Origin of the sequence: Thermofilum sp., from assembly GCF_038871435.1 — an archaeon.
Taxonomy (GTDB): Archaea; Thermoproteota; Thermoprotei; order Thermofilales; family Thermofilaceae; genus Thermofilum; species Thermofilum adornatum.
In genome coordinates this window covers 121,359-143,712 of sequence record NZ_JAVZIC010000001.1, presented here as the reverse complement: position 1 = coordinate 143,712, position 22,354 = coordinate 121,359, and the positions used below count along the sequence as shown (strand labels likewise).

Sequence of the window (22,354 nt, the reverse complement as noted above, 5' to 3'; positions counted from 1 at the left end):
TCAATCATCTTGTATTAAAAAAAACCTTTTAATTGCCAGCCTCAGAAAAACCACGTATGAAGCTCAAGGAACTGTTTATTGTGACAAGGCCATGGTCGTTTGTTATGACCATTATATCCATTACTGGTGCAGCGGCATATACATACCTGGCTCTGCATACCTTTGATCTCCTCCTCTTCATTGTGACCCTGCTGGGCGTGACGCTACTGCATGCGGCTGCAAACGTGTTAAATGACTACTATGATACAATCAGAGGAGTAGATGTTCCAGGAGCACCCACAACCCTCTACAGGCCGCATCCAGTCATAGCTGGCATAATGACTCCAAAGCAGGTCAGGAACTTTGGATTGGTATTACTGGTTTCAGGACTGGCTTGTGCTTTTGTTTTAATAGCAATTAGGCAGATATTGGTTATTGTACTTGCTCTTGTGGGAGTTGTTCTATTATTCACTTATTCCGGTCCCCCGGGGCTAAAATACAAGGCCATGGGAGAAATAGGTGTTTTCCTAAGCTGGGGCGTATTTATGTGGATTGGAACCTTCTATGTGCTTACGGGTCAACTTTCACTCCTGCCAGCCCTAGCCGGAACCCCGATTGGTTTACTTGTTGCAGCTGTCCTTACTGCAAACAATCTACGTGACATAGAGTTCGATTTAAGCAGAGGCGCCAAGACACTTGTCGCGATTCTTGGCAGGGGGAGGGGGCTCTACTTCTATTTTGGAGAAATCATACTAGCCTATGTCTCCCTAGCTCTACTGGCACTATTAAACATTGTCCCCATCGCGTCACTAGTTGCCTACCTAACATTGCCTCAGGCCTATAAGCTGTACAAGACGTTCAAGACAAAAGTTCCGGAGACAGCTGATCCAATGACTGCCGCACTTGTACAGAACTTTGGAATACTATACGTCGTTGGCATATTGATTGGAGCAGTCATCCAACAAGGCCCAGTTTTTTAAGCAGAGACAATTGGTCTTCCACATGTGGACGGCAACTCTTTGCTACCCAATGAGAGGTAGCGAAGTACTGCTTATCTACAAGCGGAGAGGATTTGGCGCAGGCAAATACAATGGGGTTGGAGGCAAAATAGAGCCAAACGAGGACATGTGGACTGGTGTAAAGAGAGAGGTCAAAGAAGAGGTTGGACTAGAGCTTCTCCAGGTCACCTATAAAGGAGTACTAGAATTTTACGCCGAAGAGGATGTCCCAGACATAATTGTCCACGTATTTACTTCTACAAGGTTTAGGGGAGACCCTAAGCCCTCTGAAGAAGCAATCCCACAATGGTTCAAAATTGATAAGCTACCATTCGACCTGATGTGGGAAGACGACAAGATATGGCTACCCCACGTGCTTGCTGGAAAAACTATCTATGGAAGGTTCTGGTTTAAGAAAGATTACTCAAAAATGTTGAGCTACAAATTAGATGTCTACCAGTAACGTTTTTGCTAAGAGAGTGCCAGTAGCAAGAAGAACAAGCCCATAAACATGTTGACCATTTTAAAGGCTCTAAACGATGCATCACGATAGTTGCCCCTGCGTAACGACATAGCTAGGAAAACAATTGCCAAGAGCAGAGGAATTACTGAAATTACGTAGCCCCAAATAGAGATGAGGCCTAGGTAGTAAATTGCCGAAGAGATAAAGAGGACAATGAGGGCTACCAAGAAAGATCCCTGCACACCTCTTTTTTCGCCATACACCACTGGCAACATGGGGACGTTAGCTTTGCGATAATCGTCAACATAGTACGTTGCCAGGGTCCATATGTGGAGCGAGCTCCACACCGCGACGAGAAGCATAAGCATTACTCCCCCCAGCCCAAAACTGCCTGTTGCTCCTGCCCATCCACCCAGCGCAGGCATCCCGCCGGCGAAACCGCCGAAGACAACACTCCATGGGCTCTTCCTCTTGAGGAGCCATGTATACACTCCTATGTCTATGAGGAATCCTAGAAGTCCCGAGGTTGCAACGTAAACATTTACAAGGAGCCCACATACTAGACCCGTCACAATCAATAGCATGCTGGTCACCAGCGTTTCACGCTTGGTCAGCCTGTTCATTGGGATTGGCCTATTCTTGGTCCTAAACATTAGTGAATCTATGTCTGCATCCAGAACCATGTTGACTCCTGTCGTCCCAGAAATTGTTAGAAACATAGACAACGAGACAGCTAGAAAACTCAGCGCGTCAAAAGGTTTACCAGCTATCCTAAGTCCCTCCAGGTATGAACAAATCCCAGTTATTAACAATAGCAGTGTCTGCTTTACCTTAAAAACCTCCATGAAGTCTTTTAATTTGCCCATCGTAAAGGAGACCAATGAGCCCCTTATATCTTTATTATCAAAACTTGTACATAAACTGTGTCTCCTAACCAAACCTTTTTAGTTCCACGTACACATAGAAACTGTGAAAGCGGCTTGAAGAACCCAATGCGTGAATACTTCAATAAACTCCTCTGGGACAAGACAGTAGACAAGAAACAGGTCAAAGTAAAATTCGTGTCTAGAGGAACATCTACGCAAACAGACATGTTTACTGGAGAACAAGTTGTCCGGGTCTCACGCGACGGAGTAATTATACTCACAGAAAGCGGTACAGAAAAATATATTCCCTACCACAGGATACTCGAGATAACATACTCGGGAAAAACAGTATTTAACAAAAAAGAAGAAAAATATTTTGTTTAGATACCCTTCTCGGCCATGTAGAGCAAAAGATCCACGAGACGGTTGCTGAAGCCCCACTCGTTGTCGTACCAAGCTACGACTTTTACCTTGTTGCTCTTCCCACCAAGCACCATGCTTGCCTGCGCGTCATATATCGAGGAGTGCGGGTCCCCCACGATGTCCGAGGAGACTATCGGGTCATCCACGTATTCAAGTATTCCCTTCAAGTAGGTCTCAGAAGCCTCTTTAAAAGCCGCATCTAGCTCCTCCTTTGTAACCTCTCTGCCTAGCTGAGCAACCAGATCAACAACAGAGCCGTCAGCCACAGGTACACGCATAGCCATTCCGTCCAGCTTACCCTTCACCTCAGGAATCACTAGGTGCAATGCCCTAGCTGCTCCAGTCGTTGTAGGTATAATATTTAGTGCAGCTGCACGCGTCCTCCTAAAGTCTTCTGGATGTATTAAGTCTAGGATCCTCTGGTCATTGGTATAAGCGTGGACCGTGGTCATGAATCCCCATTCGAGACCAAAGTTTTTGAGGAGAACATATACAACTGGCGCTAGACAGTTAGTAGTGCATGATGCATTTGAGATGACTTGGTGTTTCGTTGGGTCGTACATGTGGTGGTTTACTCCCATCACGATTGTGACGTCTGCGCCTTTCGAGGGGGCGGTTACGACAACCTTCTTGGCACCGGCTTTGAGGTGAAGAGCGGCCTTGTCTCTATCGGTGAATCTGCCAGTAGCCTCCATTGCTATGTCTACTCCTAGATCTTTCCAGGGTAACTTGTCGGGGCTAGCTTCATTCAGAATGAGCATCTCGTGTCCTTCTACTATGAGCTTGTTGTCCTTGACTTCTACTTTGTACGGGAGACGTCCAAAGACAGAGTCGTATTTAAATAGGTAGGCCAGCATCTGGGGAGAGCCTAGGTCGTTAATTGCTACAACCTCAAATTTGTCGAAGAATTTTTCGTTTTTCAGAGCTGCCCGTAAAAAGTTCCTGCCAATTCTTCCAAAACCATTTAGTCCAACCTTTATGGTCATACTGGTCACTATTAATAATGTTGCCTATACATATAAATTCCGATTAAAAAAGCCCAATATTACAAAACCCTGTTAAATTGTTCTCTGGGAAGAAGTGAAGCTTCACGTATCAGACCTGCACGAGCTCTTCACATATCTGTCCTTCCGAGCGTCATCATTACAAAAAACCTAGTCATGCCCACAAATATAAACTTCATGGTTCTAGCCACGTAATATTTAATTATCATTTATCACGAGCTTCTGCGAAACTCAGGGCTATAAAAGCCTTAATTCTTTAGGCTTAATTCCCGAAGACTCCCCTATGCAACAAAATATGGTGCCCCGGCCGGGATTTGAACCCGGGATCTTCGGCTCGAGAGGCCGATATCCTTGCGGCCTTGCATCTTCCAGCTCGTGCAGGTTGACCGGGCTAGACGACCGGGGCTTAGCGCGCGCTAACGGCTTTGATGGAAAGGTGCAAAATGTAAAATGAATCTAGATTTAAAAACTTTTCATTGGGTGGAATAAAGGAAGGAAGACTGTGCATTTTTTAGCTTGTCTCAGGGCTGGGAAGCCTTTTTTCTCTGAAAAAGGTTTTCTTTTGTTCAAGCAAAGGTTTTATAATTTCAGGCCTGTTAAGTCCTTGTCTACGCTTGGCGAGCAGGTGAATTGGGAAGTGGCAAGGATACGTTTCCTGGCTATATCGGATGTCCACGGCAAAGAGGATCTGGTGGACAAGTTCCTAGAGTGGGTGCAGAAAGAAAACTTGGCATATGACTTCATAGTGGCAGCCGGTGATATTGGGAACCCGCAGCGCGCTGGAAGCATGTGCAGAATTCTACGAAAGATTTCTTTAACACTTAAGAAGAACGTCTACTATGTTAAGGGTAATTGGGACATTGAAGGGACATGTGGAGACAAGAGTGTTTTGGATCTAGACGATACTGGTCCGCTGATTTTTGGCAACATTGCACTCATTGGCCACGGAAGAATAGCTGAGCCCTACGAGATACCAAGCACAGTTAGGGTATCAGTCCTAGTCACTCATTATCCTCCTTTCAGCATCCTTGACAGGGGGAAAGTGATAGACAGCAATCATAGGTCTCTCCATGCGGGAGTCATTGATATTAACTATCTCATTGACTACTACAAGCCACGGGTACACATTTTTGGGCACAGCCACAGCTTCGGAGGGCTTGATGTCGAACACAATGGGGTCGTCTATGTAAATGTGGCCAGGCTTGACAGATTGCTGAAGAATGGAGAGTCTATTGGAAACTATGCAATAATAGATGTTTCTGATACGGGAGAAGTAAAAGTCGAATGGAGATTTATCAATGGCGCCTGGAAAAAATGTACAAGCTGTGGCCGAATAGTTCACATACCAGACAAATGGTCTCTATGCCGCAAATGTGCACACCGCACAGAACTAAAGTTCGCCAGGATCACTGGGGTACCATACGTTGCAAAGCTTATATTCAGAGACCTGACAAGTGGTCTACAAGTTGCATCCCCACAGGTAAAAATACCTTTCCACACGCTTAAGGACTACTCGACGTACGAGGAGTTCCTCGATGCATTGGTGCTCAGAGAGGCGAGAAACATGCTTTCAAGCGATAATTCGAGAGTAGTCGAGGTTCCCAAAGATAAGGTCCTTGAATTCTATAACCAAGTAAACAATAAAAGAATGACTCCCTTCAGCGAATATCTCTTCGCATGCAATGATAAAGTTAGTGGAAAGCAGTTATGCCTAGTTATGCGTGTGTTTTCCGCAGATAAGAGGGCACATGTGCTATGGAAAATAAAAGAGGATTCAGAGACAGGTAAAAGAACCCTTGAACAATACATACTCTTTAAGAACGAGCCTGCACAAGCGTTAAACTTCTTAGTAAGCCAGCTAGCCGAGTCTGGATTCAAGGTTTTAACATATAGCCTAGAGCCTGTCCAGCATGTCCAACAATAAAATGAATCTAATAGGAAAAGAACTCTACCGGAAATCGGTACACATTCTACTCACTATTATCCTGCTTCTACCATACTTAATCCATTTACCCTGGCCGCTTACACTGAACAATTATTATGCAACGGGGCTTTTCTTAGCGGCATTTATAAACAGCCTTGTTGCACGTAGAGGCAAAGTTTTAGGCGAACTTAAAAAATTCAGAGAAAACATCGAAGGGATTATCGAGAAGACAAACAAAGAATTAAAACAACCATTATTCCTTGTTGAGCAGGCCGTCTCAAAGCTTCAGGAGATAATTTCCACCCAAATTTCCATGCTTGAAAGAGACTATGAGAAGCGGGAGGGCTATGTCGGTTTGCTTTACGGGATGATTGGGGCCACGCTAAGTATACTTGTCTCTCCCGAGACAACTGTGTATGGTTTACTGGCGCTTGCAACTGTTGATACTGTTTCTGCACTTCATGACCTCTTTTTTAACAATAGGCAGAAATCACTCAGGGGTTCTTTCCTCGCACTTATAGTATACTTTTTTATCTTGGTGTTGGTTGGTTCCCCTCTTCTTAGCTCTTTCTTACTATCAATTATTGCCTGTATAACTGAGTACATTTCTCCAGAAGATAACCTAACTGTTCCCTTTGTGACAACACTAGCGGCCCTTTTTGTAGGAATGCCCCTTAAACCCCCTCTTTGAAATTCAAATAGCACAATGTTTAGAAAAAAACTTAGCATTATTCTTCTATGGTCTGAAAGTCAGGGCTATGTAGGCTACTGCCGAAATCAGGAAAAGTAACAGTATTATTATAGATGCTATCCTCTTCAGAGTCGCTTTTTTCATTCTTCTCACCAATCATTAGCCAAGTCATGATTAGAAACATGCCTAAAAATATTAGTGTTTCTGGTCTGAGTAATGACCCCAACGGAACGTTCTGTAATGAGGGAAGTCCACCTATGCTAGGTAGTGTATTGTTCATTTGTTCAAGTTCTTCTCTAGCGCCAGCCCCCTTATACAAAATTTTTCCATCACTGATGACAACAACGGTTGGGAACACTGTTACGTTAAGTTTGTAGAAGAGATTTTCTTCATCACGTGCAACGATCCATGTAATGTTGTTTTCTTTCACATATCTCTCTAGAACAGCCTGGGTATCAACTGGGGACACTGTTAGGGAAACAACTGTGACTCCAGGAAGCCTTGAAAGATTTCTAAGGGCAGGTACAAGATACTTGCAACCGGTACACTGAGTATAGAAAAATTCAATGACGAGTATCTTGTTTCTCTGCTGGAAATCGAGGTCTAGTTTTGACGAGTTTAACATGTTGATGGAGGGGAGCTTCCCCAAGGTTTTATCAACGCTCATGTTCATCTTGACATTCTGGATCATCTTTTTCTCTAGGAAGCCTATGACGTCTGAAATAGAGGTCGCACGTGTTACTATTAGCTTGCATGTGATTTTGACGTTGACGTTTGTAGTTCCATTTAGTGCGTTGACTATTGGGGGTGAAGCTGAGCACTCGTAGTTCTTTGGCGCGTTGACGAGTACCTGGTAGGCATCAACAGGCAGGGACACATTTTCGCCTGGTTTTACGGTAAGGGTGTTGTTGGTGGTGATGGATGCCAAGGAAACATTGATTCCTACAGGTGTAAAGTTTAATGTTTCAACAATTATGTTGACCTTTTCTGGCTCCAGCTTAAAGTACACCTCGGTTGTGTTTGTTTTTACCTCGAATGTGCTCTGCAATTGTTTATACTTGGGGGCACTTATGAGAATCGTGTAGTTGCCGAGTGGTAGGTTAACGGAGACCTTGCCATTCACATTTGTTAGTGTTGTAATGTTTTCTCTTCCAGTAATTGTTATCCTGGCCCCTGGCAAGGGTTGGTCATCTTGACTAAGCACGTTTATTTGGATATCTCGCCTCTCTTCCTTTTTACGGTCAAGTTTTAACATGATCTGGGTGTCGCTTGTGAAGCTCTGCGTAAGAGATTTAGGCGAAAAGCCTTCCTTTTTAACATTGATGTTATATGTTCCCGGCGGCACTTCAAATATTATTGGACCATTGTTGTTAGTAATAAGAGACTGGCTTGTCCCTCCTGATGAAATTATTTCTACTACGGCGCCGGGGACGGGCCGTCCCTGGTCATCTACAACAATCAACCTTAGTTTTATCGTGGTTAGTTGTAGGGCAGAGACAAGCATATTGTCGCCATATATACTGTAAAATCCTCCTCGAGAAGCGACGGCTGTTTTAGGCGGACTTGGTGCGATATCCCAGGAAACCTGGTAGTAAGCAGTCCTGGAAAGTCCGCCATTATAAGAATATATCTCTACTTCATCGATTTTAAAGATGGCAATAGAGGAGCCATCGCTTGCAACAGCTACTCTTCCCAGGGGGACAGAAACAAGGTTGTTGCATTCCAGATTTAAATTACACCTTCTCAGTGTTCCGTCCGAGAAAATTGCGAGGAATGTATCATTGGTAAAAGGAATAAAACTCTGGATCTTGTCCAACATTCTTTTTACCTTGATGTTTAGGTCTGGCAAATTAAATACATAGGTCAAATAGTTGCCAGTGGAATTCTGCTGAACGCGTTGAGCAACCAAAAAATTGCCAACGACACTCTTCAAGGTTAAACCACTCTGGAAAGACGCAACCTTCTTAACATTCTGACCATCAATTCTGTAAACTTCTATCTTGTTATCCGTCAGCTGACATAGTTCACACTTAGTATCAATAGTTTCGGCAATGAGATAAGAGCCCCAAAAATCAAGCGAAAAAACATCAACCAAGATATCATTGCTGGTATCCAAGTCTCGCTCAAATATCCTGCTCTTCGACTGGGTGTCGAAAACAACAAGCCTTGTCTCGGGATAACGCTTACCACTTACAGTTACATAATACCTGGAACTAACAGCCAGGTATCTGCCATCACTACTTAGCGAAGCCATGAGAAAAGATTCTTCATCGTTTTTCCTTGCTAGAAAGGCATCTATTATGTTTAGTGTCGAGGAATTCAGCAAATAGATGTTTCCAGATCTGTCAACTCCGACTAAAATACGGGAGGGAGGCACATATTTGATGTAAAAAATTTCCTTGTCTGGGTTGATGAGTCGATTTGCTAAGGTGTTTCCGCTACTGTCCATGAGGCTACACGTCCCATCGCCGAAGCATAGAACAGCCTTGTTGTCCGGAAGCGCCGCCATAGAAGTTATTCTCTTTGAGAAGGCTTTTTGAATGAAATTATAGCTGGGCTGAGCATACGCTGGGCTCAGCGTCAAAACTAACATAAGCAGAAATGCTACGAGGCCTACGACCTTCCGCATATTTATTCTGTCTCCTTCAAGAGAATCCTTACCGGAATACCATTAAGCATCTGGACAATAATAGGTAAGCCCTCGGTTTCAGAGCTAGACGACAGCGCACTACTGAGCTTGTATATAGCCTCCCTAACACTTGTCAGAGATTCCAGCGTATCTTTCTGTGACTCTAGAGTCTCTTCTAGTACGTTTAGCTCGTCAATTGCTCTGGCATTAACAACAACCTTCAACCCCATGTAGTCTATCTCGTTTAGAGTGGTAAGCTTTTCACCCATGAGGTCTTCTAGAACTTTCTCGATCATCCGCATTTTTTCAGCCCTAGCCTTTACGGCTTCATACCTCTGCTCCAGCTGGCTTATAACCTTCTGTAGATTAGCTATTTGTGCGTCAATGTACCTTAAAAGATCGTCGAAACTATTAAACTGGTACAGGCTATAGGACACTTATCACACCTGAATAGCTATTTGTTTTTCTATTTAAAAAACTTAGCTAAAAAGTAGCAGTGGAACATTACAAATTGTAATAAAAATAATACAAATATATTTTGCAGTTTCGCGACGGCTATCCTCCCCAACGCCTCTTCCTAGACTGGTAAGTTCTCACTGCTCGAAGCAGATCTATCTTGCGAAACTCGGGCCAGTACACGTCGAGAAACACTAGTTCAGAATAGGCTATCTGGTAAAGCAGAAAATTGCTTATCCTAACTTCTCCTGATGTACGTATAACCAAGTCAGGCTCAGGATATGGTATATCGCCCGTATACAGGTACCTGGAAAACAAGTTCTCGTCGATATCATCTATTGAGAGTTTCCCCGAGCATACCTCGCTGGAAATTCTCTTTACTGCATCTACTATTTCCTTCCGTCCGCCATAAGCAAGCGCAATGTTTAGGAACCTTTTATTATAGTGGATAGTATTCTTTTCAATTCTTGCAATTTTCTCTCTAAGCCTCTCAGGCAAAAGACTAGTGTCGCCTATTACTTTTATCCTGACCTCTCTTTTCTTAATCTTCTCAGAAGACTCTACTTCATCTAGCTTCTGATCCAGTAGGTCAAATATGTGTTCTAGCTCCTCCTTTGACCTGTTCTTTAAATTCTCCGTAGACAAGACATAGAGAGTGACAGTGTTTATGCCGAGATCATAGCACCACTCGAGGACGTCTTCCACCCTGTCTGCGCCAAACCTGTGGCCAAGCCACGGGGGAAACCCGCGGCGTCTTGCCCATCGCCTATTACCGTCAAGAATGAATGCTACATGCTTCGGGATAGAGCCTTTCCGTACTTCCCGATCAAGCAGCCACTCGTAAACCTTATAGACTCCAAGCATCTCTGCAACTCTGCGCCACATGGTATCATGCCACTAAGTTTTTACGCGTCTATGAAATGATAAAATCATGTCTTTAAAAAATATGTTCAAGAGAGAGCTTCCCTCCGATCCCCATCAGCTAATAAAGGAAATTTCATCTATCATTGACCATACAAATCTCAAGCCCGAGGCTACGCTAAAAGACCTAGAATCTACTTGTCGTGAGGCAGTCGAACATGGCTTCTATGCGTGTTGCATCCCGAACTTTTACGTCGAGAATATCGCTAAACAGTTCGCGGGCCAAGTAAAGATTGCGACGGTAGCTGGCTTCCCGCATGGCAACATGGCTTCCACAGTCAAGGTCAAAGAGGTTGAAACAGCATACGTCAACGGGGCAGATGAGGTCGACGTCGTGGCAAACATATCCCTCTTCAAGTCTGGGCTATATTCTCAAGCAATAGAAGAGGTGGAGCGTATCCTTGATATATCGAAAAGCTACGGCGGCGTATTAAAAGTAATCATAGAAACAGGCTATTTCTCTGAAGCAGAGATATACAGGATCGCAAGAGAACTCTCAAACATAGGCGTACACTACGTAAAGACAAGTACAGGTTTTGGTCCTCGAGGCGCAACACCCGAAGACGTACTCATACTTAAGAAGGCAGTCCAAGGAACAGCCACCAAAGTAAAAGCTGCCGGAGGAATACGGACAGGACTGCAGGCGTTGCTATTCTACCTGCTGGGAGTAGACAGGATAGGCACGTCGAGCAGTATCAAGATAGTAAAGGATTTGGAGGCTTCGTTTAATGTCGAATAAAGGATAAACAATTAGTGAAAGCTTTATTTACCACACCCATTGAAAAACTTTTGACAAAAATGAGTGGCCTCGCTTCAATCCTAGGATGGGGAGCATACATACCCATCTACAGAATAGAGACCGCTGAGATAGCACGTATACATACAAAGGGAGGAGAAAAAGCCCCAGTACAGCGTAAAAGCGTACCGGGACCCGACGAGGACTCGCTCACAATTGCGTATGAAGCTGCAAAGAACGCCCTCAAGAGGGCAAAGATCGATCCAAAGCTTGTAGAAGCACTCTACATTGGCTCAGAAAGCCCACCCTACGCCGTGAAGCCCTCTGCAACAATTATAGCGGAGGCCCTAGGCTTTAGCAGGAAGCTGTTCGGCATCGACATGGAGTTCGCATGCAAAGCAGGCACTACAGCAATGATAAGCGTTGTAGGTCTCGTCAACTCAGGAATCATCAGCTATGGAATGGCTATCGGTACTGACACTGCCCAGGGAAGGCCGGGAGATGAGCTTGAATACACAGCAGCGGCAGGAGCAGCAGCCTTCCTCATATCAAAAACACGTAAAGATGCGGCAGCCACGATAGAGCATGCAGTGTCATATGTGACTGACACGCCAGATTTTTGGAGGCGTGAAGGAGAAAAGTTCCCTATGCACACGTTTAGGTTTACTGGGGAGCCCGCATACTTCCACCACATAGAGAATGCGGCAAAGCTATTGATGGAGGAGACTGGTCTAAAGCCATCAGATTTTAACCATGTTGTATTTCACCAGCCAAACGTAAAGTTTCCACAGAGAATGGGCGCAATGCTGGGGTTCAAGCCTGAACAAATGAAGCTTGGGCTACTCAGCAACGAGATAGGGAACACTTATGCCGCTGCCTCGCCTATGGGTCTAACAAATGTACTCGACAATGCCAAGCCCGGTGAAAGGATTCTCGTAGTATCTTTTGGAAGCGGCGCGGGAAGCGATGCTCTCAGTATTGTCGTAGAGGATGGAATCGAGGAACGGAAGGGGCTTGCAAGGCCAACGAGTTATTATCTCAATAGGTACAAATTGGTAGACTACGCTGTGTACCTGAAATATAAGGGGTTCATTTTGAGGTGAAAATTATGAGTAAGGTATATGTTGCAGGTATAGGGGCCACAAAAATAGATGAACACTGGGAAAAAGGAATAAGAGACTTAATGGTTGAAGCGGCTCTTAACGCTATTAAAGATGCAGGAATAGAAAAGAAAGAGATAGAGGCAATTTTTGTTGGAAACATGTCTTCGGGTTATCTGCAGGGACAAGAACATCTGGGCTCACTACTTGCAACATGGCTGGGCATACCTGGGGTCGCCGCAAACAAGGTCGAAGCTGCGTGTGCAAGCGGCGGCGCGGCTGTGCACAATGCCTTCCTCGCTGTAAAGTCCGGGGTCTATGACTGCGTCCTTGTGGTAGGTGTGGAAAAGCTGACAGATGCCATTACGAGCGATGCAACTGACGCGTTGATCATGGCAGAGGACCAGGAATACGTGGCCTTTACGGGTGCATCTTTTGTCGCGCTCAATGCGTTTGTATACAAGGCTTACATGAAGAAGTACCAAGCAAAACAGGAAGACATCGCACTTTTCGCGGTACACGACCATAAATATGCCGCCAACAATCCGCTGGCCCAGTATCCAAAGCCAATTACACTTGAAGAGGTGCTGAAGTCCCCAATGGTTGCAGACCCTGTAAGGCTGCTTGAAAGCGCCCCGCTCGGCGACGGTAGCGCGGCACTTGTCTTATGCTCCGAGAAAAAACTAAAAGAACTGCAAAACGGGGATGTATTGGTCGAGCTTGCTGGTAGCAGTCTGTCCACGGAGATCTTTAGCGTACATGACAGGACAGACCTAACAAGTATCGGTGCGACAGTTAAGGCTTCTAGGAAGGCTTTCCAGATGGCGGGCGTTGAGCCTAAAAACGTAAATGTGGTAGAGGTTCACGATGCCTTCACTGTTCTAGGAGTCATCCACCTGGAAGACCTAGGTTTCGCCGAAAGAGGGTCTGGATGGAAGCTTCTAAAGGAGGGACAACTAGAAAAAGACGGAAAGATTCCTACAAACACGATGGGTGGGCTAAAGGCGAGGGGTCACCCAGTCGGAGCGACAGGTGTATACCAAGTATACGACGTTGTTACACAGCTTAGGGGGGAGGCCGGCAAGAACCAAGTAGATGGCGCGGAGGTTGGACTGACCCAAAATGTAGGTGGTGTCGGTGGTACGGTTGCAGTTAACATTTTGAAGAGGGTGAGATAGATGGCATACATGAGAAGTGTCCCCAGAGCATGGAGGGAAAGAAAAATAAAGTACCAACTGTTAGGAGGAAAATGCAAAGACTGTGGCAAGAGTTTCTATCCCTACAGGCAGATCTGTCCAGTATGCGGATCAACAAACGTTGAACAGGTAAAGCTTCCGGAAAAAGGCGTAATTGAATACTTTACAATTGTCAGAACTCCTCCTACAGAGTTCAAGGAGTATGCCCCATACGTCTTAGCCATAGTGAAGCTAGAAGACGGCACAAAAGTTCTTGCCCAAATAACAGACGTAGAACCAAACGAGGTCTACGAGGGAATGGAGGTCGAGGCTGTATTCAGGAAATATAGGGAGCAGGGCCCAAACGGCATCATAGAATACGGAATAAAGTTTAGACCTGTAAAATAGGATGAAAAAATTGGGAGAAGAATCCACCACACGAGAAAAAATATTGACTTTTTTCCTCGAAAACAAAGATAGAGAAATTAGTCTATACGAGCTTACTACTCACTTGGGTCTAAAACCATCAGACTACAAACGTGTGCTGGACGATATAAACCATGTGGCTAAAACTATTTACAGGAAGACCAATGGAAGGCTCGTGCTTCTAATGCAACCACCCATCTGCAAAAACTGCGGCTACGTGTTTAAGGATATGGAAAAAGCGAGATTGCCTAGTAAGTGTCCGGTTTGTAGAAGTGAAAGAATTAGTCCACCAATATTCTTACTAACAGAAAAAGCTTAGGCTTTCTTCATCACAGAAATAAAGAAGGCCTCTGACCTCTGTTTCTCGGGAAAAAGCCTCGTGACATTCTTGGCGAAATCGTACTTTGGATACCCGGGCTCGAAAAACAGCTTTGGACGTAGAAGTTCCGCCTTTTTCTCGGACAGGATCCTTGCAACAACCTCTTCGCCTTCTTCGGGCAAAAGAGAACAAGTAGAATACACAAGTTTCTTCCCGCGTTTAAGCATTGCTAAAACATTTAACAGGATAGATGATTGCCTTGCAGAATACTTTATAACCTCTTCTGTGTTGAGGTTCCAGAGAGAAAGACGCAGACCAGGGTCTGCTCCCAGTGCACCACTATTTGTACACGGAGCGTCAACGAGGGCCCCATCGAAACTCTTTCCTATACGTATGGAAAAAATTCTGGCGTCTGCGCACACAACATGTGTAGGGGACATACATTGTCTAAGGTTGTGCATTGAGTCCCTTATACGGCCCGGGGAAACATCAATAGCTATTATTTCTTTTGGACCCGTCGGGGAACCACATAGAAGCGAGGTCTTCATGAAGGGAGCAGCGGCGGCATCAATAAACAGCTCCATGTCGGAGAGTTCGCCTGTAAGCTCGGCCACAGTGGCTATGCTGGCTTTATCCTGGTATACTCCTATCGAGCTGTCTATGCTGGGCAGAGGCTCGTATTCCGGCAACAAGAGTTCAAATAGAAAGTCGAAATCTTGATCCCTTCTATACTTTATGCCTCTTGAAGACAAGAATTCTACGACCTTCTCAATTTTCTCGGGGCCGGTTGCACGTAGCCAAACATGTCTACGCATAAATGAGACAGCAACATTTTCAGCCCGGCTACAGCCAAAGTATTCAACAAGGCGTCTAGACAACAGTGGGGGAATAGAGTATTTATACGATACTTTTTCGACGCAAGGAAGACTTATCATTTCCTCTTTCTTTTTCTCAAGGAAATCATAAGAAATATACCTGAGGAGTGTATTGCTGAGAAGTCCACCTCTCAATGCCTCTATTCTCTTCTCGAAGTGGGGGTAGCGATTAACAAGGGAGACGGCAACCATGAAAGAGCTTTTGCGGCGGAGAGGAAGAGTATGTTTGCCTATTCTCTCTAAGACATAGATGGATAGCCCGACATCCAGCAATGCTATTCTGGACAGATAAAAAACTGTCCTGGACTCCTGTGAAGACAAATTAAATTCTTCACGTACCTCGTTGAAAACATGTTCTAGAGATGCCCTCCACCTCGATATTTTCTCGAGTACAAGTGCACTTGCACGGAAAGTTCTAGGGCTCAAACCCTCGATAATCTCTTCTCTATCTTCTTTCTTGGACATGGCTAAGGTAGCATCCTCTGCAGTCCGAGCGAAAGCATGAAGCTACTATAGTAAGCGCCAAATACGCATATGAATGCTCTGTCCTTTGGTAGTCCCCTGAAGACTGAAAGGGTGGCTGTTAGCAAGCCCATAGCAGAAATTTGTATAATCCTGAAGAGTATGTTCAGAATAAAAACGTCCAATGGCAACAATGATTCCAGCAGGTTAAAGAGGGACAGGGGCAGTGTGGCTACAAAAACTGCCGCTATGTATTCTAGACTCCACTTGGTGTGTCCACCAAGGATGCGTTGGGCAAGCTCGATTACCCCGACAAGCATGGCGACTCCGATGAGATATATGGCTATGCCTAGCAGTTGCATCGAAGCTGGTAGAAAAAGCTGGTCGAGCATGAATATTGCACGATATGTTGCCACAGACGAAACGAGGCCTCCCAGAAAAGCCGCAACCAGCACTATGAGGCTTAGGGTTTTTTCATTATAGAGAACGGCAACTATGTTTTCGGGAACGAGAACGGGTAAAACATATTTCTCAATGTAGGCAAGGAAACCCTTCTTTTCCATTAGCATTGAGCGGACACGTGCATCCTCGTCGATCATAAACCTGTACAGTTTTAGCCCCTTCTCAGTCAACATGTATTTGCGTTTCTCGTTTTTAGTAACGAAGCCCGCCATGCCGTCCAGGTTGTAATAAAGGTTGCCAGTGCTGGTTTTTAGCTCTGTCTTTAGCTCGGTAAAAGATACCTCGCCCCTTTCACCTAGAATCCTGAGTATTGACCTTTTAACTGGGTTGCTAAGTATCTCGAATACTACTTCTTGGCCAATGTTCTGTGAAGCTTCCTCATTGCTCATAATATGCTTGGTGATAACCATGACCTGTGATATAATTATGTTTCGTGTAGTGTAAGATAGAGCACGAAGGTTAATAAATACCTGGTCTGCAACATTTAACTAGAGCAATGGATGTCTGAGCCATCTGTCGCAGTTGTCCTCAGAGTCACTGATGAAAACTACTCTGAGAGCAAAGTGCAACTCCTCCGGGAGTTAGCTAAAAACAGTATAGCTGTTCAGCTACACACAGACTGGCCCATAATTGAATCTCTTGGCGTGGGAGACATATTAGACCCACTCCTCGACGAGGGCATAGAAGTAATGTCGGTAAACGTTCCAATGAACGGCTCTATAGACTCCTTTACGTTAGAAAAACTTGTGATGATTGCCGAAGAGTCTGCAGGAAAAACTGTGATCTTTCGCGAACCCCTCAACCACACCTACCAAGATCTAAAAAGAATCGTTGACATGTGTATCACTTATAAGGTCAGAGCACTGTTAGAGCCACAATCAAAAAGACAGGCCATGAGACAATACAGTTATATCAAGAGGCTCATCGGCGGCGCCCTCGGTTTCTCACACGTAGAGGAACACTATGCCACCACTGAGGAAATGCTGGAATCAGCCCTAAGATTCCTCGGACTAACACACAATATCACCATAACGAATTACGATGAACAGAATGCACCAGCATCCCTCCTGACACCAAAACGCTACAACAATCCACTTCTAATAAGGACACTTCTAGAGAAAGGATTCGACGGCTCGATAACAGTCCAATACAACCCAGACCTTGTCGATACCCCAACCCTTCTAAAAGAAGTTCTCGCTCTAAAAGAATTTATAAAAAACACCTATGAAAGAATACAGATCTAATCCACGCATAAAAACGAAGAAAAACAAATAGCCTTAGAGCAACACGCAGGAATTGTTTACTAAGTACCGGATTCTTTAGTATCGTTTTCTGGGAAAATTTCTAGGGGTGTGTACGTTGTGCGGCCACATTTCCTGCAGAGATAAAGCGGCGGTGTTAGCCCCGCGACTCCCAGCAAAACCAGGTCTGCACTACCGCAGAAGGGACAAACCAGGATGCCCCTCTTCTGTGACACCTCTATTTTTATGTCTTCTTCTCTATCATCCTCGTTACTAGGTGTTTCTCTCTCCCCCATACCTTAAACCTCGTCTTTCATAGGCTACACATATAAAGGGTTTTTCTACAGGTATAAGCTGAAAACTGATGTCGACAAATACCAACAGCCTAAAAACCCAAGAACCTGTGTCGTATTGGAAACTCAGAGGTCTACTTATAGTTGCTTCACTTGTCATTTTCATTGTATCGTACCAAGTCGGATTCAACGCGAATCTTTCGCCGTCAGAAGCCAACAGTCTAATACAAGACAACACGTCCTACCTTTCAACCCTTAAGAGTCTCCCTAGCCTGGACTCTAAAGTGCTTCGCATCTTTTTAGACGAATACTCAGTTGTCCTGGCATGTAATACGCCCTTCCTAGGGCCTGCTCTCTCCATTTACCTTGCCTATGCTTCTGGAACGCTGGACAAAGCATATATGATTTCGGGAAATGTTTCTAGCTTCCAGGTAGATATCCCATCCTACGTTAATTATATCGAGTCGTTCACGTTAATACTTGCCACAGCTGAGGGATTATTGCTTTCCTATATTTACGCTAGGAAGAAAAAAATTAACTATAGCGAAACAATTTCAATACTACTTCTCCAGGCATCACTAATCTTCCTAGTAGCCTCTATTGTCGCCACGCTAATTTAGGTCTTTCATGGCACGCGGTTTATGTTTTCTTGAAGGCCTCAAGAAATACACTGGATTAATTATAAAATTTAAAATAGTGAAACCGTATTAATTACCCTGAATAAAAATGATTGAAGGATTAAACATCAAGACACTGGACGATGTGAATGTTTCTAACAAAACTGTCGGCGTACGTGTAGACTTCAACTCGCCAATTGATCCAGCTACGAAAAAGATCCTTGACGACACAAGGATACGTGCACACGCGGAAACAACACTAAAGGAGCTAGTCGAGAAAAAAGCAAAAGTGGTGGTTATATCTCACCAGGGAAGAAAAGGTGACCCAGACTTTGCGAGCCTAAGCGAACATGCCAGCATACTTGCCAAGTTCTTACCGGCAAAGGTAAAATTCGTAGACTCAATATTCGACGAGAAAGCAATAAACGAGATTAAGGGTCTAAAGCCAGGAGAAGTCCTCGTCCTCGAAAATGTAAGAATGTGGGACGGAGAAACGAAGAGCGCCTCTCCCGAGGATCATGCAAAAACACCGCTGGTACAGAGCCTGGCCCCACTATTTGACGTCTACGTTGTAGACGCTTTTTCAGCTGCACACAGGCCACACGCCTCCCTAGTCGGATTCGCGCCCGTCGTAAAACACTTCGTTGCCGGAAGGGTCATGGAAAGAGAACTGAGGGCACTCTACAAGGTAAGGAACAACCCTGAAAGACCATGCATATACGTTATAGGAGGCGCGAAGGCAGAAGACACGGCAGAAATAATTTCAAATGTTCTCGGAAACAATATTGCCGACAAGATCCTGACAGGCGGACTAGCAGCAAACCTGTTGCTCCACGCGGCCGGCAAAAACATTGGAGAACTAAACGTCAAGATACTAGAAGAGAAAGGCTTCTTAGAGCTGGAGCCCGAGCTACAGAAGCTTCTCAAACAGTACCCCGGAAGAATAGTATTACCAATAGATCTCGCAGTCGAGTCCGACGGGAAGAGGGTTGACGTTCCAGTTGACAATGTTCCCAATCTACCAATAAAAGACATAGGAGTGAAGACAGCACAGGAATATTCTAAGATCATAAAGGAGTCTAGGACAGTCGTAATGAACGGGCCGATGGGAATCTTCGAGGATGAAAAGTTTAGCCTTGGAACAAAACTGGTTTTCGAGGCCATGGCGGCGTCAAAAGCCTTTACACTCATTGGTGGTGGTCACACAATTGCAAGTGCATCAAAGCTCGGATACTTGGACAAGATTTCACACGTGAGTACTGGTGGCGGAGCCCTTATCGAGTACCTCATAAAGGGAACACTACCCGTGATCGAAGTCCTAAAGCAATACTCGAAATAAATGCACAAACCTTAAAATCAACCTTTTTTCTATTATTTTTCGAGAAATCATGAATAGACAGGAATGGGTCTTCTCCACAAAAGAGCCGATACCAAAAGGCTCCATTTTCATTGTCGGGCTTCCAGACGTTGGTCTCGTAGGTCCAATATCTACGTCCCACCTCGTCAAGCAGTGGGACTTACACGAAATAGGCTACCTAGACTCCGAAATGATTGCGCCCGTCATACTATACCACGAAGAAAAACCACTATTGCCAGTCAGGCTTTACGGCGGTTACAAGAAAAACGACTACATTGTGGTTCTACACTCAGACATAGCTATACCACCCGAGGCTATAAGTAGCCTGGCAACCACGCTAATCGACACGGCGAAAACAAACATGGCAAGCAAAGTAATCTTGCTTGGAGGAATCGCCGTTCCAAACAGGCTAAACATAGACACCCCGAAAACCTACGCCGCAACAATAGACTCAGAGTCTCTTAGCGCCGCAAAGAATGCAGGCATAGAGGCCCTAAAAGAGGGCTTCATCGCCGGCATATACGCCCAGCTCCTAAAAGAGGGCCTAAAGAAAAACTACAGCGTAATAGCCCTGCTTGCTGAGTGCTTCCTAAACTACCCAGACCCAGGAGCATCTGCCTCGGCCCTACAAGCCCTATCAAAGCTTACTGGTCACGACGTGGACGTAAAAGCTCTTCTCGAACAAGAGGAAGAAATAAGGGTAAAAATGCGCGAAATGATGAAAAGAACAATGGAGACAATGCAGAAAGCCGGAAAAGAATACGAGTACACCATTCCAGCTCTCTATGTGTAGGGGTGACCTAAATGGAGGAATGGATCAGGAACGAAATCGAACAATTCTTTAAAGAAATAAGAAAAATGCGCGAAGAAATGGCAAAACTGGAACAAGAGTTCTTCAAGCCTACCCCCATAGAAGAAAAGCTCCAAGTCCCACTCTACGAGGTCAAGAGGTACTCAGACAAGCTAGTGGTCTGTGCTGACCTCGCAGGGGTTAAACGCAAGGAAGACATAAACGTCACAGTGGAAGGCGGCACGCTCAAAATAGAGGCAATACTACACAGACCAATAAGCTTCGAAGGCTTTACACTACTACGTGAACCAATAACAAAATACAGGCTGGAAGTACCCATACCAGACAATGCAGACACAGACAACATAAAAGCATCCTTCAAGAAAGGCATCCTAGAAGTAGAAATACCGCTCAAAATACGCCGAGTAAAGGTCAACGTAGAATAAGTCTATTTAATGTTCCTCAGCTTCTCGATTAGGGCGTCTATACCTTCGATCCTTGAGACGGCTAAAGGTATATTTTCTCTCTTAGCTATCTCTAGCCCCAGCTCGTCAACCTTCTTGACACCATGAAGAACAACTAAGGCAGGTCTGAGTCCTCCCATACCCGCCTGCATCGACTTGACTGCCACAAGCGGGCTCCGGCCATAAGCCACCCTTGTGAAAATAGCGGCTCTCTGAGTGGTTGCCCCGTAAAGCTTGATGTAGTCATAGCTAGGCACGTCTAACACAAGCTTTACACTGTCTACCACGGTGTATCCAAGCAAAGGTGTCGCAGAGAATGCATGGCCAACGATTAGATCAGCTTCTATGGCTTCGCAAAACCTTGCGATAGAGATGGGGATGCTGAATTCTCTCATGTCGAGAACAGCTTCGCGCAGAAGATCTGAGCCGAGAAGTATACGTCTAAGGCCACTTAGGACTATTCCTCCTCTTTCCATGTCTTTGAGTACTAGGCTTTTAACAAATTTTCTAATGAACCTAGCTCCGGGAGACTTTCTCCTCCCTGACTCATAGTCACTGATTACAGAGGCGGAGACCCCCATGATCTGTGCTAGCTCAACTTGGGTAAGGTTGAATTTTTCCCTCCATTTTTTCATCTCGGCGCCGGGATTATCAGACATTATGATTTCTCCGGCTATTTTTGAAAATATTTCTCTGATAGCTGGATCAGACATCAAATTTTCTTCAGCCATTTTTATCACGTAAATATTTTCGTCAATTGCTATATAAATTTTTCACAGGCGTCGAAATATGGAGTTCAAGCTTTTGAGAGTATACCGTCGACGGCTATGTATACCCCTATCGCCGAGAAAGGTATAACTATAAACGTTAGAATCAGTACAAGGAGGCCGGGAGAAAGCCCAAAAACAGTTCCGCCTAACAGATCCATAATCATCAGCATAGTGACAAACATCAGGGGTCCCGCCACCATTAGAGTGGTATATACTTCGGCGATCATGGATATAGAGTTAGTTATGTTTCGCAGTTTCTGTGTCTTGTCGGATAAGAGAACAGAGGAGTAGTGGGAAAGATAGCTTTTGAGGTTTCCACTGGTGATATAGGTTTCTCGTAACCCGAGCCACAGGGTGGTAAGCATCCTGCTGGGCGATCGCAGAGCTGCTCTCGATAGTGCAGTTAATGTGTCAAGGCCATAGACTTTTATGTCTCTGAGTATGAGAAGGATTTCTCTCTTTATCTGCGTGTTGGTCTCGTAGAGGCCTTCTCTTTCCAGAAGACGTTCGAGGCTCATTCCCGAGGATGAAAGGGCGCCCATGTATGACACAGTGAAGGGAAGGTCTCTTTCTATTTCCACTCGTCGAGAGTATCCCCTGTAAACCGGGTAATATAATAAGAGAAATAGCACTACAAGTGTAAATATAAGGGACAAGATAATGGATGCAATTATTGAGATAGGTATTGAGTACCTCAGCACAACGGTGTGGAGAAAGAAACTTAAGAAAAAAGACAGCGTAGCTACCACGGAGAGAGTAATTTTCAGGTATTTCATGTAAAGAGGGAAAGGTGTCGACAAGCCCGACTTGAAATAGTAGGACTCTAAAGCGTCTATAAGTGGCTTTAGGTAGCTTTCTAGGGGTCTTGTCTTATTGTTCATCACTGAGGCACTAAGAATAGTGTCTTTTTGGG

At 44.8% G+C, this 22,354-nt stretch carries 25 protein-coding genes and 1 tRNA gene; 15 read left to right on the top strand and 11 right to left on the bottom strand.

Annotated elements, in window-relative coordinates:
• Positions 1-56: 56 nt before the first annotated feature.
• Together QXT17_RS00775 and QXT17_RS00770 are read left to right on the top strand one after the other, a co-directional pair.
• Positions 57-959: a UbiA family prenyltransferase gene (locus QXT17_RS00775; RefSeq protein ID WP_020962707.1), complete on the top strand. Its 903-nt coding sequence runs from the start codon at positions 57-59 to the stop codon at positions 957-959.
• Positions 960-981: 22 nt separating this feature from the next.
• A complete protein-coding gene (locus QXT17_RS00770) occupies positions 982-1,440 on the top strand; it encodes an 8-oxo-dGTP diphosphatase (RefSeq protein WP_020962708.1) in 459 nt (152 codons plus the stop codon).
• An 8-nt stretch (positions 1,441-1,448) separates the two neighbouring features.
• Here QXT17_RS00770 and cyoE read toward each other — a convergent pair whose 3' ends face one another.
• Positions 1,449-2,306 (bottom strand): heme o synthase, encoded by an 858-nt coding sequence (gene cyoE / locus QXT17_RS00765; RefSeq protein WP_052885526.1) that lies wholly within the window; start codon positions 2,304-2,306, stop codon positions 1,449-1,451.
• A 114-nt stretch (positions 2,307-2,420) separates the two neighbouring features.
• On the opposite strand from cyoE, the gene QXT17_RS00760 reads away from it, so the two are divergent.
• A complete protein-coding gene (locus tag QXT17_RS00760; protein WP_020962710.1) occupies positions 2,421-2,690 on the top strand; it encodes a DUF504 domain-containing protein in 270 nt (89 codons plus the stop codon).
• On the opposite strand, the gene gap is transcribed toward QXT17_RS00760, so the two are convergent.
• Together gap and QXT17_RS00750 are read right to left on the bottom strand one after the other, a co-directional pair.
• A complete protein-coding gene (gene gap, locus QXT17_RS00755) occupies positions 2,687-3,715 on the bottom strand; it encodes a type I glyceraldehyde-3-phosphate dehydrogenase (RefSeq protein ID WP_020962711.1) in 1,029 nt (342 codons plus the stop codon). The genes QXT17_RS00760 and gap overlap by 4 nt on opposite strands.
• Before the next feature lie 314 nt (positions 3,716-4,029).
• Positions 4,030-4,139: transfer RNA gene (locus QXT17_RS00750), tRNA-Glu, on the bottom strand.
• A 231-nt stretch (positions 4,140-4,370) separates the two neighbouring features.
• On the opposite strand from QXT17_RS00750, the gene QXT17_RS00745 reads away from it, so the two are divergent.
• Together QXT17_RS00745 and QXT17_RS00740 are read left to right on the top strand one after the other, a co-directional pair.
• Positions 4,371-5,657: a metallophosphoesterase gene (locus QXT17_RS00745; protein ID WP_187146997.1), complete on the top strand. Its 1,287-nt coding sequence runs from the start codon at positions 4,371-4,373 to the stop codon at positions 5,655-5,657.
• Positions 5,644-6,348: a hypothetical protein gene (locus QXT17_RS00740; RefSeq protein WP_020962714.1), complete on the top strand. Its 705-nt coding sequence runs from the start codon at positions 5,644-5,646 to the stop codon at positions 6,346-6,348. Before QXT17_RS00745 ends, QXT17_RS00740 begins: the two co-directional genes overlap by 14 nt.
• 37 nt (positions 6,349-6,385) lie before the next feature.
• Here the strand turns inward: QXT17_RS00740 and QXT17_RS00735 are convergent, their stop codons facing one another.
• From QXT17_RS00735 to uppS, 3 genes are all read right to left on the bottom strand, one after another.
• On the bottom strand, positions 6,386-8,977 hold the full coding sequence (locus QXT17_RS00735) for a carboxypeptidase regulatory-like domain-containing protein (RefSeq protein ID WP_052886408.1): 2,592 nt from the start codon (positions 8,975-8,977) through the stop codon (positions 6,386-6,388).
• Positions 8,978-8,979: 2 nt separating this feature from the next.
• Positions 8,980-9,414 carry a hypothetical protein gene (locus tag QXT17_RS00730; RefSeq protein ID WP_020962717.1) on the bottom strand — a complete coding sequence of 145 codons (435 nt, stop codon included), beginning with the start codon at positions 9,412-9,414 and terminating at the stop codon, positions 8,980-8,982.
• 118 nt (positions 9,415-9,532) lie between these two features.
• Entirely contained in the window at positions 9,533-10,318 is a 786-nt protein-coding gene (uppS, locus tag QXT17_RS00725) for a polyprenyl diphosphate synthase (protein ID WP_020962718.1), read from the bottom strand.
• A gap of 46 nt (positions 10,319-10,364) precedes the next feature.
• On the opposite strand from uppS, the gene deoC reads away from it, so the two are divergent.
• Genes deoC through QXT17_RS00700 form a run of 5 tightly spaced genes read left to right on the top strand, consistent with a single transcriptional unit; the run spans position 10,365 to position 14,110 of the window.
• A complete protein-coding gene (gene deoC / locus QXT17_RS00720; protein ID WP_020962719.1) occupies positions 10,365-11,093 on the top strand; it encodes a deoxyribose-phosphate aldolase in 729 nt (242 codons plus the stop codon).
• Between the two features lie 38 nt (positions 11,094-11,131).
• Positions 11,132-12,193, top strand: a complete 1,062-nt coding sequence (locus tag QXT17_RS00715) for a hydroxymethylglutaryl-CoA synthase (protein WP_052885660.1) — start codon at positions 11,132-11,134, stop codon at positions 12,191-12,193.
• 5 nt (positions 12,194-12,198) lie between these two features.
• Entirely contained in the window at positions 12,199-13,368 is a 1,170-nt protein-coding gene (locus QXT17_RS00710; RefSeq protein ID WP_020962721.1) for a thiolase domain-containing protein, read from the top strand.
• Entirely contained in the window at positions 13,369-13,773 is a 405-nt protein-coding gene (locus tag QXT17_RS00705; protein WP_020962722.1) for a Zn-ribbon domain-containing OB-fold protein, read from the top strand.
• A gap of 10 nt (positions 13,774-13,783) precedes the next feature.
• Positions 13,784-14,110, top strand: coding sequence for a transcriptional regulator (locus QXT17_RS00700; RefSeq protein ID WP_240366718.1), 327 nt, complete (start codon positions 13,784-13,786; stop codon positions 14,108-14,110).
• On the opposite strand, the gene QXT17_RS00695 is transcribed toward QXT17_RS00700, so the two are convergent.
• Together QXT17_RS00695 and QXT17_RS00690 are read right to left on the bottom strand one after the other, a co-directional pair.
• Positions 14,107-15,450, bottom strand: a complete 1,344-nt coding sequence (locus QXT17_RS00695; protein ID WP_020962724.1) for an RsmB/NOP family class I SAM-dependent RNA methyltransferase — start codon at positions 15,448-15,450, stop codon at positions 14,107-14,109. The genes QXT17_RS00700 and QXT17_RS00695 overlap by 4 nt on opposite strands.
• Before the next feature lie 2 nt (positions 15,451-15,452).
• Complete coding sequence (locus QXT17_RS00690; RefSeq protein ID WP_020962725.1) at positions 15,453-16,298, bottom strand: helix-turn-helix domain-containing protein; 846 nt, start codon at positions 16,296-16,298, stop codon at positions 15,453-15,455.
• A gap of 111 nt (positions 16,299-16,409) precedes the next feature.
• Here QXT17_RS00690 and QXT17_RS00685 point away from each other — a divergent pair, with 111 nt between their 5' ends.
• Positions 16,410-17,153 carry a hypothetical protein gene (locus QXT17_RS00685; RefSeq protein ID WP_020962726.1) on the top strand — a complete coding sequence of 248 codons (744 nt, stop codon included), beginning with the start codon at positions 16,410-16,412 and terminating at the stop codon, positions 17,151-17,153.
• 59 nt (positions 17,154-17,212) lie between these two features.
• Here QXT17_RS00685 and QXT17_RS00680 read toward each other — a convergent pair whose 3' ends face one another.
• On the bottom strand, positions 17,213-17,446 hold the full coding sequence (locus tag QXT17_RS00680; protein WP_020962727.1) for a hypothetical protein: 234 nt from the start codon (positions 17,444-17,446) through the stop codon (positions 17,213-17,215).
• 68 nt (positions 17,447-17,514) lie between these two features.
• Between QXT17_RS00680 and QXT17_RS00675 the strand changes: the two genes are divergently transcribed.
• From QXT17_RS00675 to QXT17_RS00660, 4 genes are all read left to right on the top strand, one after another.
• Positions 17,515-18,063, top strand: coding sequence for a hypothetical protein (locus QXT17_RS00675; protein WP_020962728.1), 549 nt, complete (start codon positions 17,515-17,517; stop codon positions 18,061-18,063).
• A 106-nt stretch (positions 18,064-18,169) separates the two neighbouring features.
• Entirely contained in the window at positions 18,170-19,399 is a 1,230-nt protein-coding gene (locus tag QXT17_RS00670; RefSeq protein WP_020962729.1) for a phosphoglycerate kinase, read from the top strand.
• Between the two features lie 49 nt (positions 19,400-19,448).
• Positions 19,449-20,210, top strand: coding sequence for a proteasome assembly chaperone family protein (locus QXT17_RS00665; RefSeq protein ID WP_020962730.1), 762 nt, complete (start codon positions 19,449-19,451; stop codon positions 20,208-20,210).
• An 11-nt stretch (positions 20,211-20,221) separates the two neighbouring features.
• Positions 20,222-20,653 (top strand): Hsp20/alpha crystallin family protein, encoded by a 432-nt coding sequence (locus tag QXT17_RS00660; protein WP_020962731.1) that lies wholly within the window; start codon positions 20,222-20,224, stop codon positions 20,651-20,653.
• A gap of 2 nt (positions 20,654-20,655) precedes the next feature.
• On the opposite strand, the gene QXT17_RS00655 is transcribed toward QXT17_RS00660, so the two are convergent.
• The gene (locus QXT17_RS00655) at positions 20,656-21,402 is read right to left on the bottom strand and encodes a helix-turn-helix domain-containing protein (RefSeq protein ID WP_240366719.1); all 747 of its coding nucleotides are present in this window, start codon (positions 21,400-21,402) and stop codon (positions 20,656-20,658) included.
• 65 nt (positions 21,403-21,467) lie between these two features.
• The gene (locus QXT17_RS00650; RefSeq protein WP_020962733.1) at positions 21,468-22,322 is read right to left on the bottom strand and encodes a type II secretion system F family protein; all 855 of its coding nucleotides are present in this window, start codon (positions 22,320-22,322) and stop codon (positions 21,468-21,470) included.
• Positions 22,323-22,354 lie beyond the last annotated feature (32 nt).